Raw genomic sequence first — 13,208 nt, 5'->3', positions numbered from 1 at the left:
GGCGTGCGGGTGCCGCAGGCGGGGCCGCGGGCGACGGGCGGGTGGTCGCCCGCCCGTCGCCCGCGCTCGCGGCTAGCGCGCCATCAGCGCGAACACGCCCCACCCGAAGTGGGCCCGGGTCCAGGCCGCGTACTGCTGGGGCTCGGTCGCCAGGAGGTGGCGCACCTGGTCGTGCAGCTCGTGACCGGGGTGGCTGTCCGCCCAGCGCCGCATGGTCAGCCACTGCGGTGCCGCGTAGCGGTCCCAGGAATCCTCGGTCGCGCACATCATCTCGACGACGTCGTAGCCCTGGGCGCCGAACGAGGCCAGCAGGTCCGGGAGCGTCAGGTAGTCGTCGGACGACGGCACCCCGCAGCCGGCCAGGGCCTCCGCGGTCGTCGGGACCGTGCGCCAGTACGGCTCCCCGACGAGCAGCAGCCCGCCGGGCCGCAGGCTCCGGCGCAGCAGGTCGAGCGTCCCGGGGACGCCGTCGCCGATCCACGTCGCGCCCACGCACGCCGCGACGTCCACGGGCTCGTCGGCCACGTACCCGGACGCGTCGGACTCGACGAACCGCACCGAGCCGGCCACGCCGAGCTCGTCGGCGCGGGCCCGGGCGTGGGCGACGAAGTCCGGGTTGAGGTCCACGCCGAGCCCGGTGATGCGGTGGTCCCGCGCCCACGTGGACAGCAGCTCGCCGGACCCGCAGGCCAGGTCGAGGATGCGGGTCCCGGGCCGCAGGTCGAGCGCGCGGCCGAGGTCGGCGAGCTGCCGCTCGGTCAGCGGGTTGTGGATGCGGTGACGGGACTCACGGAGGGAGAAGAGACGAAGGTCGAACACGAGGATGCTCCTTGTACGGGTGCCAGCAGGGAACGCGAGCGGGAGCGGACGGATCCGCTCGCCGGCACCAGGACCGTCATCGAGCATCGAGACCTTCTGTGATCGCCCTGCGTCGACCGTGCGGGGCGGGCTCCGGGTGAGCCTCCGCGACGCTACGACCGGGAGCGACCGGCGGGCAACGGAATTCTGCGCGCGGCGCCGGGGCCGCGCGCGGTCGCGTCAGCGGCGCAGGAAGCCCATGCGGTCGTCGGGGTCGACGCGCTCGAGGATCGCGCCGGCGATCTCGTCGAGCTGGCCGACCTGCTCGGGCGTGAGCGCGTCGATCACGTGGTCCCGGACGGTGGCGACGTGGCCCGGCGCGGTGGCGACGACCTTGTCCCACCCGGCGTCGGTGAGGTGCGCGTTCGTGGCGCGGCGGTCCTCGGGGCAGGGCACGCGTTCGACGAGCCCGCGCTTCTCCAGGCGCGCCACGACGTGGGAGAGACGGGGGAGCGTCGCGTTGGTGGCGCCTGCGAGGTCCGTCATGCGCAGCGTGCGGTCGCGGGCCTCGGAGAGCATGGCGAGCACGTAGTACTCGAAGTGGCTGAGGTCGGCGTCGCGCCGGAGCTGGGTGTCCAGGACGCCCGGCAGCAGCTCCACGACCGCCACGAGCCGCTTCCACGCGTCGAGCTGCTGGTCGTCGAGCCAGCGGGGTTCTGTCGTCATCGGGCCTCCTCCGTGTGACCATCGTAATAGTTGACGCTACAAGTTTAGCGTCGTATCGTGATGGTTGTAGCGACAACCAATGCCGACCAGGCGGCCGGCGCACGAAGGGAAGCCACCATGAGCAGCATCACCATCATCGGCGCGGGCACCATGGGCTCCGCGATCGCCGGTCTCGCGCTCGCCGCGGGCAGCGAGGTGCAGGTCCTCACGCGCGAGGCGACCGACCTCGACCCCCGGGTCGCGGCCGGGACCGTCGGCGACGAGCTCAAGGGCGACGTCGTCGTCCTCGCCCTCCCGTACGGGGCCGTCGCGGAGGTCGTCGACCTCTACGCCGACCGCCTCGACGGCAAGGTCGTCGTCGACATCACCAACCCGCTCGACTTCGCGACCTTCGACTCCCTCGTCGTGCCCGAGGGCTCGTCAGCCGCTGCGCAGATCCAGGAGCGCGTGCCGGGCGCACGCGTGCTCAAGGCGTTCAACACCACCTTCGCCGCGACGCTCGCGTCCGGCCAGGTCGGCCCGCTCCCGACGGCGGTCCTCGTCGCGGGCGACGACGCGGACGCCAAGGCCGCGCTCGCCGGCGCGGTGTCCGGTGTCCGCGTGGTCGACGCCGGATCGCTGAAGCGCGCGCACGAGCTCGAGGCCCTCGGCTTCCTCCAGCTCACCCTCGCCGCGGGGGAGAAGACGTCCTGGACGACGGGCTTCGCGCTCGCCGAGTGACGCGCACTTCCTGCGTGCGACGGCGGCCGGTCACCCTCGGGGTGACCGGCCGCCGTCGTGCGTCCGGGGACTCAGCCGCGTGCCTTCTCCACGGCCGCCCGCGCCGTCTCGCGCTCGGCCTTCTCCGCCTCGCGCAGCGCCTTCTCGAGCTCGCGCACCTTCTTCTGCGCCTCGCGGACCCGACGTTCGGCGTCGCGCCGCTTGAGCGTCGCCTTCTTCACCTTCGGGTCCTTGACGTGCACGGCCACCTCGACCGGGGCGACGGCGTCACGCGGGTCGGCCTCCGCGCCGGTGCCGGGGGCCGGGCCGCCCGCGTCGTCGGACGTGCCGCCCGGGGTGGAGGAGTCTCGGCCCGCGCCCGGGGCACCCGCGGCCCGCGCGTCGACGTACACCGCGATCCCGTCGAGGACGCGCTCGAGACCCCAGGCGGTGTCGTCGATCTCGCCCTCCTGCGCGTACGTCCCTGCCTCCACGAGCGGGCGCAGGTAGGGGAAGCGCACCGCGTCGACGAGGTCGCGCAACGCGCCGCCCCAGCCGCCGCCCAGGACGGTCTCGTCGCCGCCCGCCGCGGTGACCGCGCGCGCCAGGTCCGTCTGGAGGCGGGCGGCGTTCCGCGCGTACCCGCTCACGAGCAGGATGACGGACATCTTCTCCTCGTCGTCGAGCGGCGTGGAGCGCAGGGCGCGCAGCCCGCTGTCCGCCCCGCGCAGGTTGTTCGGCGTGAGGGGCGCACCGGTCACCGGGATGTCGAGGAACCACGGGTGGGACGCGAAGACCGCCATGGTGAACTGCGCCCACTCGCGCAGCTCCGCGCGCCAGTCTGCGGGGTCGTGCGCGGGCGGGTACTCGACGTCGAGCGCGGCCTCCTGCATGAGGAGCAGCAGGTCGTCCTTGCTCGTCACGTACCGGTAGAGCGACATCGTCGTGAAGCCGAGGCTCTGCGCGACCTTCGCCATGGAGACCGCGGTCAGCCCGTCGGCGTCGGCGATCTCGATGGCGGCCTCGACGATCCGCTCGATGCTCAGCTCGCGCTTCGGCGTGCGCTCGGGACGTTCGGCGACGCCCCACGCGAGCGCGAGGCGGGGCGGGAGGTCGGGTGCGTCCGTCATGAGGTCATCCTCCCCGACCGACGCCGGTCCCGTGCGGACCGTCGCCGACCAGGCCCTCCCGGTGGCGCGAGCAGGTGGTCCTGGTGCGTCCGGTCGGCAGGACGCACCAGGACCACCTGCTCGGCCGAGGTGGGGCGGGGTCCGGGTCAGCGGGCCGTCCGCCGGCGGTAGAGGACCGAGCCGGCGGCGCAGCTCACGACCAGGAAGCCCACGAGCCACGCGACGGCCGTGAGGACCGTCGTCGTGTCGGGCGACCCTGCGAGGAGGCCGCGGAACGTCTCGATGATCGGCGTGAACGGCTGGTTCTCGGCGAACCCGTGCAGCCACGACGGCATGGTGTCGATCTCGACGAACCCCGAGCTGAGGTAGGGCACGAACAGGAAGAGGAAGTTCACCGACTGCGACGCCTCGACGCTCAGCACCAGCCCGAGCGCGACGCTGAGCCACGTGAACGTGAGCACCGCGAGCACGGCGAACGCGACGAGGCCCAGCCAGTCGGCGAGACCCGCGTCGGGACGGAAGCCCAGCGCGAGCGCGACGGCCACGACGACGACCGCGGACGCGAGGTTGCGCACCACGCTCGCCACGACGTGGCCCCACAGCGCGGACGGTCCGAAGATCGGCAGCGTCTTGAACCGGTCGATCGTCCCCGACGTCATGTCCTGCGCGACCCCCACCGCGGCCGTGGCCGAGCCGAACCCGAGGCACATGACGAGCACGCCCGGCACGACGTAGTCGATGTAGTCGTCCCCGCCGATCGCGCCGCCGAAGATGACGACGAACACGAGCATGATCATCACGGGCAGCACGAACGCGGTGATGAGCCCGTCGACGCTGCGGAGCTGGCGGCGCGTCTCGCGCGCGACCATCGTGCGCACGTCGCGCGCGGCCGTCGCGGGGGTCTGGCGGGCGCGCGCGGCGGTGCGCGGCGGCCGCACCGGGGAGGTCGTGAGCGTGGGCGTGGTGGCGCTCATCGGGCGCCCTCCTTCCGGGTCAGTGCGAGGAAGACGTCGTCGAGCGTGGGCTTGACGACGCTGACGCCGACGACCGCGAGGTCGTGGGAGTCGGCCGCCGCGAGCACGTCGCGGATCGTGCGGACGGGGTCGTCGCTCGGCGCGGTGAGCGACAGGTCCTTCTCGTCCGTGGTCGTGCGGGCGAGCCCCAGCGTCGGCGCGAGCCCGACGGCGGCCGCGAGGCTCGCGGGGTCGTCGAACGCGACGCGCACGTGGTCGCCCGCGACGAGCGCCTTGAGCTCGGCCGCCGTGCCGCGTGCGGCGACGCGCCCGTCGTGCAGGACGGCGATCGTGTCGGCGAGGCGGTCGGCCTCCTCCAGGTACTGGGTCGTCAGCAGGACCGTCGTCCCGTCGGCGGCCAGGCCGCGCACGACGTCCCAGAGCTGGGCGCGCGACGCCGGGTCGAGCCCCGTCGTCGGCTCGTCGAGGACGAGGACCGCGGGGTCGGCGACGAGGCTGATCGCGAGGTCGAGGCGGCGGCGCATGCCGCCCGAGTACGTCCCGACGCGGCGCTCGGCGGCGTCGGTGAGGTCGAAGCGGGCGAGGAGCTCGTCCGCGCGCCGGCGCACCGTGCGCCGGGGGAGGTGGGCGAGCTCGCCCATCATGACGAGGTTCTCGCGGCCCGTCTGGAACTCGTCCACCGACGCGTACTGGCCCGTGAGAGCGATCGTCTCGCGCACCCGCGCCGCGTCGTGCACGACGTCGGCCCCCGCGACGCGGGCCGTGCCGCCGTCGGGCCGCACGAGGGTCGTGAGGATGTTGACGGTCGTGGTCTTGCCGGCGCCGTTGGGCCCGAGCAGCGCGAAGATCTCGCCGCGGCGCACGGTCAGGTCGACGCCGCGCAGCACGGCGTGGTCGCCGTAGGACTTCTCGAGCCCCTGCACGGCGATCATCGGTTCGGTCATCGCCTTCTCCTTCTCGGTCGGACGTGCTGGTCGTGTGCGGCGCACACGCGTGTGTATGAAGTAAACGGTGTGTACACCATAAACACGTCCCGAGAGGTCGGTCAAGGGTTTCGGTGCGCCGAGGGAGAGCCCTGGTCGCGAGAGAGGGAGCCCTGGTCGTCCGAGGGGGAGCGGTGGGCTGCGCGGTAGGGCCTGATCGCGCCGGGTGCTATCGGGCGCGGGAGCGGGGAGAGCCCGTGAGTGCGAGGCCGATCGCCGTCATGACGACGAGCGCGCCGAGCACGACGGCGACCGGCGTCGTCCACGTCCCCGTGGCCGTCTGCAGGGCGCCGGCGAGCGTCGGGGCGACCGCCGCCAGGGAGTACCCCACGGACTGCACGGTCGCGGATGCCTGGCGGCCGCGCCGGACCGTCGGGAAGCGCTGCGCGACGAGCGTGAAGATGACGACGAAGTTCGCCGCCTGGGCGATGCCGGCCATCGACGCCCACACCGCCCACAGGTCGGGCGCGACGAGCAGGCCCACGGGCAGCGCGAGCCACAGCACCGCGATCGCGGCGAAGCTCGTCCGCAGCGACCAGCGCCGCGCCGCCAGCGGCACGGCGAGCCCGCCGACGATCGCGAACCCCTGGAACAGCGACGCCGCCCCGCCCGACGCCGAGCGGGGGATCCCCGCGAGATCCTCCAGGATGAGCGGCAGCCACGCCGTGAGCGCGTAGAAGCTCGACGACTGGAGCGCGAACATCGCGCACAGCCACCACGTGAACGGCGTCGCCAGGACGTGGCGCTCGCGGGCGGCGGCGGGGTCGGTGCCCGTGACGCCCTCCGCCGCCGCGGCGGCGAGGTCGCCCGGGTCAGAGGCGGCCTCGTCGCCCGACCCGCTCGCCTCGCGCGGGACCGCGCGCAGCCACCACACGAGCGCGACCGCCGCGAGGACGGACCACGAGGCCAGCGCCCAGCGCCACCCGACGGCGTCGGCGAGGGGCGCGGTGAGCGCGGTGGTCGCGACCGTCCCCACGTTGATCGCGGCCGTGTACAGGCCCGTCACCGTCGCGACGTGCCCGGGGAAGTCGCGCTGCGCGATCATCGGGACGGCAAGGTTGGCCGTCGTGATGCCGAGCCCGAGCAGCACCGTCCCGGCGAACGTGCCCGCGGCGGCGACGTCGGCCGAGCGCAGCAGGGTGCCGGCGAGGATCAGCGCGAGGGCGACGGCGATCGCCGTGCGCAGCGACGACCGCCCCAGCAGCCCCGCGACCGCGGGCGTCGCCACGGCGAAGCAGAGCACCGGGATGCCCGTGAGCAGGCCCGCGGCAGCCGCGGTGAGGTGCAGGTCCGCCGCGACGTCCGCGACGACCGGCGGCAGCGCCGTGAGCGGCGCGCGCAGGTTGACCGCGACGAGCAGCACCGCGACGAGCAGCACGCCGTCGATCCCGCCCCGAAACGTGCTCGGGCGGGGCGGCCGGGACGGCGGCATCGGGCGGTGACCTCCGGGTGCGGGCGCGTGCGACGCCGCCGCCCGGTCAGCCGGGCCGTCGGTCAGTCGTCGAACTGTCCTACGACTGTACGCAGGAGCGCCGCGAGCGCAGGGCGGCCGCCCGGCTCCAGCGCGTCGAGGATGCGGGCCTCCACCGCGAGCAGGTCGGTCATCGCCGTGTCGACGCGCTCCAGGCCCTCGGCCGTGAGCTCGACGAGCACGCCGCGGCGGTCGTCGGGAGACCGGCGGCGCACGACGAGCCCGCGCTCCTCCAGCCGGTCGATGCGGTTCGTCATGGTCCCGCTCGTCACGAGCGTCTGCGTCACGAGGGCCCCGGGCGACAGGCGGTACGGCTCGCCGGCCCGCCGCAGCGCCGACAGGACGTCGAACTCCCACGTCTCCAGGTGCCCCCGCGCGAACGCCGTGCGGCGCGCGCGGTCGAGGTGCCGCGCGAGGCGGTCGACGCGCGAGAAGACGGTGAGCGGCTCGACGTCGAGGTCGGGCCGCTCGCGCTGCCACGCCGCGACGATGCGGTCGACCTCGTCCTCGTGCTGCTGGTCCATGACGCGAGGGTACTCGACGTGTCTCGACATCAAGACTCTTGACGCCGGCCGCGCATCCGGCGAGAGACAACCAGGGTTTGCCTCGCGCAACCAGGGTTCCTGCCGCGCGGGGCCCCCGGTCAGGCGGTGCGCAGGGCGTCCTTGAGCTTGACGCGGGCGCCGGTGCGCAGGACCGCGTTGGAGTAGATCTTCGCCGCGAGCCAGACGAGCACCGGGATGACGGCGATCGAGAGGCCGAGCGCGAGGAGCGCCTCCCAGGTCTCTGCGCTGCCGAGCGCGATGCGCACGGGCATGAGGAGCGGCGAGCACAGCGGGACGTACGACAGCCACACGACGAGCGGGTTGTCCGGGGCCCACGGCGCGACGGAGACGCCCACGATGTACGGCACGATCATGAGGAACGTGACGGGGGTCGTGACGGCGCCGACGTCCTCCTGGCGCGAGACGAGCGCGCCGAGACCGGCCATGAGCAGGGCGTAGCTGACGAACCCCACGACGAACCAGACGAGAGCCCAGACGGCCGCGGTGCCGAGGTCGATCGTCGACGTGTCGACCAGGCCCAGGCCGAGCGCGGTCCCGACGCCCGCGAGCACGACGAGCGCGACCTGACCCAGCCCGACGAGCCCGATGCCGAGCACCTTGCCCGCCATGAGCTGCCACGGGCGGACGGTCGAGAGCAGGAGCTCGACGACGCGGCTCGTCTTCTCCTCGACGACGCCCTGCGCGATGAGCTGGCCGCTGATCATGATGGCCATGAAGAGCAGGATGCCGGTGACGAGGCCGGTGACGTAGCGCGTCGGGTCGAACTCGCTGGGCTCGCCGATCGTGCGGACGGTCGGCTCGGCCGTCGCGATGTCGCCCGCGACCTGCGCGGGGTCGCCGCCGAGGTCCGCGACGGCGTCGGACAGCGCGGTCTGCTGGGCGAGCGTCGTGAAGACGGCGGCGAGGCCGGGGGAGAGCTCGGTGTCCACGACGACGGTGGGGGAGTCGGGCGTACCGGTGACGACGGCGTCGAGGTCGCCGTCGCGGACCTGGGCCTCGCCGGCGGCGTCGTCCGCGACGTCGACGGTCTCGACCTCGGTCCCGAGCGTGCTGCCCGTCGCCTCGATCGCCTCGGCGAGCGGCGCGGTCTGCGGCGTGACACCGACGCGCTCGGCGGTCGGCCCGGACGAGCTCGCGGCGTTGAGCACGACCCCGCCGAGCACGACCGCGCCCACGAGGATGACGGTCAGCCAGACGAACGACTTCGAGCGGAGCCGCGTCATGATCTCGCGGCCTGCGACGAGGCGGATCGCGCCCCAGGACGTCAACGAGGTCCCCGTGCTCATGCCCCCACCCCCACGGTCTCGGCGGCCGCGGCGGCCGGCTTCTCCTCGGCGCTCACGACGTCGCGGTACAGCTCGGTGAGCGACGGCCGCACGAGCGAGAACTCGTGCACCGGCCCGGCGGCGAGCGCCGCGCGCAGCACGGCCTGCTCGCGACCGCTGGCCCCGTCGACGGATCCGTCGCCGACGGCCCCGGCGCCCGGCGTGAGCTCCACGACCGTGCGCGACCCCTCGAGGCTGACGGCTCGCGCGTCGGGCACGGCGCCGATCCAGCCTGCTCCGGGTGGCCCGTCCACGACCCATCTCTCCGTCTCGGTCCGGCGGAGCTCGTCGATCGTGCCGATCTCGACCATCGCGCCGTCCTTGATGATCCCGACCCGGTCGCACAGGCGCTCCACGAGGTCGAGCTGGTGCGAGGAGAAGACGACGGGGACGCCCGCCTCGGCGCGGTCGCGGAGCACGTTGCTCATGACGTCGACGGCCACGGGGTCGAGCCCGCTGAAGGGCTCGTCGAGGACGAGCAGCTCGGGGTCGTGCGTGAGCGCCGCCGCGAGCTGGACGCGCTGCTGGTTGCCGAGCGAGAGCTTCTGCACCTCGTCGCCGCGGCGGGCGTCGACGCCGAGCGTCGTGGTCCAGCGCTCCATCGCGTCCTTCGCGGCGGCGGCGGACAGCCCGTGCAGCCGGGCGAGGTAGTCGAGCTGCTCGCCCACCTTCATGCGCGGGTAGAGCCCGCGCTCCTCGGGCATGTACCCGATGCGCCGCCGCGCGGCGAGGTCGATCGGCCTGCCGTCCCAGCGCACCTCGCCGCCGTCGGCGGCGAGCACGCCGAGGACGATGCGCATGGTCGTGGTCTTCCCGGCCCCGTTGGAGCCGACGAAGCCGAAGATCTCCCCGGCGCGCACGTCGAACGACGTCCCGCGCAGGGCGCGCACGTCGCCGTAGGTCTTGGTCAGCGAGTCGATCTCGAGTGTCGCCATGCGACCCAGAGAACCACGCGCCGGTGCGCAGGGCACGGGACAGATGTCACGTCCTGCCCCCTGCGGAGGGCGGGGGTCGATCCCGACCGACGTCGGACGTCCGAGGTGGTCAGCCCCGGTGCTCGTCGCGCACGGGCGGCAACGGCGTGCGGGCGGCGCGCACGGTGAGGCGCAGCATCGCGGCGGTCGCGTGGTCGACGCCCGCGACGTCCTCGCGCCGGACCGCGTCGAGCGCGACCCACAGGAGCTCGCGTGCGATCGCCGCCTCCTGCTCGTCGAGGCGGCCGGAGATCGACTCGACCGCGCTCATCGCGACGAGCACGCGCATGCCCGCGGACGTCGGGGGCGCGAGGCGCACGCGCCGGATCTCGACGGCGTCGCGCAGGGCGCGGCGCTCGACGCGCGAGAGCCGGGGGCCGGCCACCCGCAGGAGGGTCGGGGTGAGGAGCGCGGCCGCGAGGCCCAGGAGCGCGGCGACGAGGACGAGGGCGACGGGGGCCAGGTCGTGGCCGACGAGGACCGCGGCGATCGCGGTCGCCGCGCCCGCGACGATCCCCAGGCGCACGCCGTCGACCGCCGCGTGCCACTCGGCGTGCCGCCGCACCCGGTCCAGCTCGCGCGGGGTCAGGCCGGGGACCAGCACGTCCGTGCGCTGGACGATGCGGCCCTGCGCTCCGGCGACGGCGCCCTGGAGGCAGCGCGCCGTCGTCCAGGTCGAGTACCCCCAGACCGTGGGACGGATCTCGTCCCGGTGGTCCTCGTGCGTGCGGTCGGTGGACCGGTCGTGCCCGTGCATGAAGTGCCCCGCTTCGTCGATCTCGTGCTTCCGCAAGGAGAGACGGGTACGCCCGGGCCTCATGACGCAGATTCTGCAAAGTTTCCCGGGGCGACCGGTGGACGGACGCGTCAGGACGCCGTCACGACCTGGGCGTCGTGATGAGGTGCGGGCGCTTCTCCATGTCCGCGAGGCCGTTCCACGCGAGGTTGACGAGGTGCGCTGCGACCTCCGTCTTCTTGGGCGAGCGCGCGTCGAGCCAGTACTGCCCGGTGAGCGCGACCATGCCGACAAGCATCTGCGCGTAGATGGGCGCGACCTTCGGGTCGAGGCCGCGCGTGCGGAACTGGTTCGCCAGGAGGTGCTCGACCTGGGTCGCGACGTCGCCGATGAGGCTGGAGAACGTGCCGGTGGCCTGGGCGACGGGGGAGTCGCGCACGAGGATGCGGAAACCGTCCTCGGACGCCTCGATGTAGGACAGGAGCGCGAGCGCGGTGCGCTCGAGGAGGACCTTGGGGTGGCCGCCCTCGTCGAGCGCGCCGGAGAGCGCGGCCGTGAGCGCCTGGACCTCGCGGTCCACGACGACGGCGTAGATGCCCTCCTTGCCGCCGAAGTGCTCGTACACGACAGGCTTGGACACCTCGGCGCGCGCGGCGATCTCCTCGACGCTCGTCCCCTCGAACCCCTTCTCGGCGAACAGGCCACGGCTGACCGCGAGCAGCTGCTCGCGCCGCTGGCTCGCGGTCATGCGGGATCGGGGGGTGCGTCTGGATTCGGCCACGGGTCCATCATGCCGTGCAGCCGCTCCCGGCAGCCGGAGGGTCCGGCCCGACGGCGCGGGCGCCCTGCGGGCGGGCACGCGTGCGGGGTGTGGTGCGGACCACGTCCCGGGCGCGGCGCGGACCGGACGAGACGGGCACGACCGGCGTCGGGCACGGGGACCGACCTGGCAGACTGTTCCCGGACCCACCCCGCCCGCCGTGGCCCGGGAACGCACCGGGCGCGAGCGTCGCCGGGTCCGATCCGCCTTGGTGTAATCGGCAGCACAAGGGTTTTTGGTGCCCTTGGTCCAGGTTCGAGTCCTGGGGGCGGAGCTCGTGCCACCGATCCCGAGGGGAACACCCATGGAAGCTCAGCAGGGCACCGACACCACCGTCGCCCCCGCTGCCGTGATCGTCCTCGCCGCCGGCGAGGGCACGCGGATGAAGTCGTCCACCCCCAAGATGCTGCACACGCTCGCGGGCCGCAGCCTGCTCGGGCACGTGCTCGTCGCCGCGCGCTCGCTCGACCCGGCGCTGCTCGCCGTCGTCGTGCGGCACGAGCGCGACCGCGTCGCCGAGCACGCGGTGTCGGTGGACCCGGACGCCGTCGTCGTGGACCAGGACGAGATCCCCGGGACGGGACGGGCCGTGCAGTGCGCGCTCGCCGCGCTCGACGCCAAGGCCCACGCGCAGGCGCTCCTGCACGGCGTGCCCGACGGCGAGGAGGGACGCGGCGCCGGCGACGGGCTCGAGGGACCCGTGGTCGTGACCGCGGGCGACACCCCCTTGCTCGACGGCGGCACGCTGGCCCAGCTCCTCGCCGCGCACGTCGTGGACGGCAACGCGGTGACGATGCTGACGACGGAGCTCGAGGACGCGACGGGCTACGGGCGCGTCGTGCGCGACGGCTCGGGGGACGTGCTGCGCATCGTCGAGCACAAGGACGCGTCGGCCGACGAGCGGGCGATCCGCGAGATCAACGCGTCGATCTACGTGTTCGACGCCGCGGTCCTGCGCCGCGGGCTGGGTACGCTCGGCCGCGACAACGCGCAGGGCGAGGTCTACCTCACGGACGTCGTCGCGGCGGCGCGCGCCGAGGGCGGCACGGTCCGGGCGCTCGTCTCGGCGGACCCGACGATCGTCGAGGGCGTCAACGACCGCGTGCAGCTCGCGACGCTGCGCGCGGAGCTCAACCGCCGGATCCTCGAGGACTGGATGCGCGAGGGCGTGACGGTCGTCGACCCGGCGACGACGTGGGTGGACGTCGACGTGGAGCTCGCGCGCGACGTCACCCTGCTCCCGGGCACGCAGCTCCACGGCGCGACCGTCGTCGCCGAGGGCGCGACGATCGGCCCAGACACGACGCTCACGGACACCGAGGTCGGCGCCGGTGCGACGGTGACCCGCACGCACGGCAGCCTCGCGGTGCTGGGCGCGGGGACGTCCGTCGGGCCGTTCGCCTATCTGCGCCCGGGCACGGTGCTGGGCCCGAAGGGCAAGATCGGCACGTTCGTCGAGACGAAGAACGCGGAGATCGGCGAGGGTTCCAAGATCCCGCACCTGTCCTACGTGGGCGACGCGACGATCGGCGAGCACACGAACATCGGCGCCGCGTCGGTCACGGTCAACTACGACGGCGTCCACAAGCACCGCACGGTGATCGGCTCGCACGCCCGCACGGGCGCGGACAACATGTTCGTCGCCCCCGTGAGCGTCGGCGACGGTGCCTACACCGCGGCCGGCTCCGTCATCCGCCGCGACGTGCCGGCGGGCGCGCTCGGTGTGAGCGGCGGGCAGCAGCGCAACATCGAGGGCTGGGTCGAGCGTCGTCGTCCGGGCACGGCCGCGGCCGACGCCGCGGGCGCCGCACGCGCGGGCGACCCGGACGTGCCGCCGCTCGGCGCGCAGGCGCAGGCGCAGCTCGCGGACCAGAGCGCCGCGGCGACCGCCGAGCGCCCGACCCCGCCGCCGCCCGGACCGGAGCTCGAGCACACGCTCGAGGCGCTGCGTGGCGGTCGCCCCGCGACCACGGCAGACTGACCGCGTCCGGCAGAGACCTCCTCAG

At 74.1% G+C, this 13,208-nt stretch carries 13 protein-coding genes and 1 tRNA gene; 3 read left to right on the top strand and 11 right to left on the bottom strand.

What is annotated here, in order from left to right; genetic code table 11:
* Positions 1–72: 72 nt before the first annotated feature.
* On the bottom strand, positions 73–819 hold the full coding sequence (locus tag ACN9MS_RS15930) for an SAM-dependent methyltransferase (RefSeq protein ID WP_426309439.1): 747 nt from the start codon (positions 817–819) through the stop codon (positions 73–75).
* 219 nt (positions 820–1,038) lie between these two features.
* Positions 1,039–1,524, bottom strand: a complete 486-nt coding sequence (locus ACN9MS_RS15925) for a MarR family winged helix-turn-helix transcriptional regulator (RefSeq protein ID WP_426309438.1) — start codon at positions 1,522–1,524, stop codon at positions 1,039–1,041.
* Between the two features lie 117 nt (positions 1,525–1,641).
* Here ACN9MS_RS15925 and ACN9MS_RS15920 point away from each other — a divergent pair, with 117 nt between their 5' ends.
* Positions 1,642–2,244, top strand: a complete 603-nt coding sequence (locus tag ACN9MS_RS15920) for an NADPH-dependent F420 reductase (RefSeq protein WP_426309437.1) — start codon at positions 1,642–1,644, stop codon at positions 2,242–2,244.
* A gap of 71 nt (positions 2,245–2,315) precedes the next feature.
* Here ACN9MS_RS15920 and ACN9MS_RS15915 read toward each other — a convergent pair whose 3' ends face one another.
* The 9 genes from ACN9MS_RS15915 to ACN9MS_RS15875 all read right to left on the bottom strand — a co-directional run bounded on the left by ACN9MS_RS15915 (position 2,316) and on the right by ACN9MS_RS15875 (position 11,130).
* Positions 2,316–3,353 carry a TetR/AcrR family transcriptional regulator gene (locus ACN9MS_RS15915; protein WP_426309436.1) on the bottom strand — a complete coding sequence of 346 codons (1,038 nt, stop codon included), beginning with the start codon at positions 3,351–3,353 and terminating at the stop codon, positions 2,316–2,318.
* Positions 3,354–3,499: 146 nt separating this feature from the next.
* Positions 3,500–4,327, bottom strand: coding sequence for an ABC transporter permease (locus ACN9MS_RS15910; RefSeq protein ID WP_426309435.1), 828 nt, complete (start codon positions 4,325–4,327; stop codon positions 3,500–3,502).
* Positions 4,324–5,271: an ATP-binding cassette domain-containing protein gene (locus ACN9MS_RS15905; RefSeq protein ID WP_378233687.1), complete on the bottom strand. Its 948-nt coding sequence runs from the start codon at positions 5,269–5,271 to the stop codon at positions 4,324–4,326. Before ACN9MS_RS15905 ends, ACN9MS_RS15910 begins: the two co-directional genes overlap by 4 nt.
* A gap of 208 nt (positions 5,272–5,479) precedes the next feature.
* A complete protein-coding gene (locus ACN9MS_RS15900) occupies positions 5,480–6,688 on the bottom strand; it encodes a CynX/NimT family MFS transporter (protein ID WP_426309434.1) in 1,209 nt (402 codons plus the stop codon).
* A 116-nt stretch (positions 6,689–6,804) separates the two neighbouring features.
* Positions 6,805–7,305, bottom strand: coding sequence for a MarR family winged helix-turn-helix transcriptional regulator (locus ACN9MS_RS15895; RefSeq protein WP_170227314.1), 501 nt, complete (start codon positions 7,303–7,305; stop codon positions 6,805–6,807).
* Positions 7,306–7,424: 119 nt separating this feature from the next.
* Positions 7,425–8,633, bottom strand: a complete 1,209-nt coding sequence (locus tag ACN9MS_RS15890) for an ABC transporter permease (RefSeq protein WP_426309433.1) — start codon at positions 8,631–8,633, stop codon at positions 7,425–7,427.
* Entirely contained in the window at positions 8,630–9,607 is a 978-nt protein-coding gene (locus tag ACN9MS_RS15885) for an ABC transporter ATP-binding protein (RefSeq protein WP_426309432.1), read from the bottom strand. Before ACN9MS_RS15885 ends, ACN9MS_RS15890 begins: the two co-directional genes overlap by 4 nt.
* 109 nt (positions 9,608–9,716) lie before the next feature.
* Positions 9,717–10,439 (bottom strand): hypothetical protein, encoded by a 723-nt coding sequence (locus tag ACN9MS_RS15880; protein ID WP_426309431.1) that lies wholly within the window; start codon positions 10,437–10,439, stop codon positions 9,717–9,719.
* 85 nt (positions 10,440–10,524) lie between these two features.
* Entirely contained in the window at positions 10,525–11,130 is a 606-nt protein-coding gene (locus tag ACN9MS_RS15875; protein ID WP_378233681.1) for a TetR/AcrR family transcriptional regulator, read from the bottom strand.
* 274 nt (positions 11,131–11,404) lie between these two features.
* Between ACN9MS_RS15875 and ACN9MS_RS15870 the strand changes: the two genes are divergently transcribed.
* Positions 11,405–11,476 (top strand) — tRNA-Gln (locus ACN9MS_RS15870).
* 30 nt (positions 11,477–11,506) lie between these two features.
* Complete coding sequence (glmU, locus tag ACN9MS_RS15865) at positions 11,507–13,183, top strand: bifunctional UDP-N-acetylglucosamine diphosphorylase/glucosamine-1-phosphate N-acetyltransferase GlmU (RefSeq protein WP_426309430.1); 1,677 nt, start codon at positions 11,507–11,509, stop codon at positions 13,181–13,183.
* The last annotated feature ends 25 nt before the right edge of the window (positions 13,184–13,208 follow it).

It is taken from the genome of Cellulosimicrobium sp. E-16 (assembly GCF_049913115.1).
Lineage (GTDB): Bacteria > Actinomycetota > Actinomycetes > Actinomycetales > Cellulomonadaceae > Cellulosimicrobium.
This window is presented reverse-complemented; position numbering and strand designations above follow the sequence as displayed.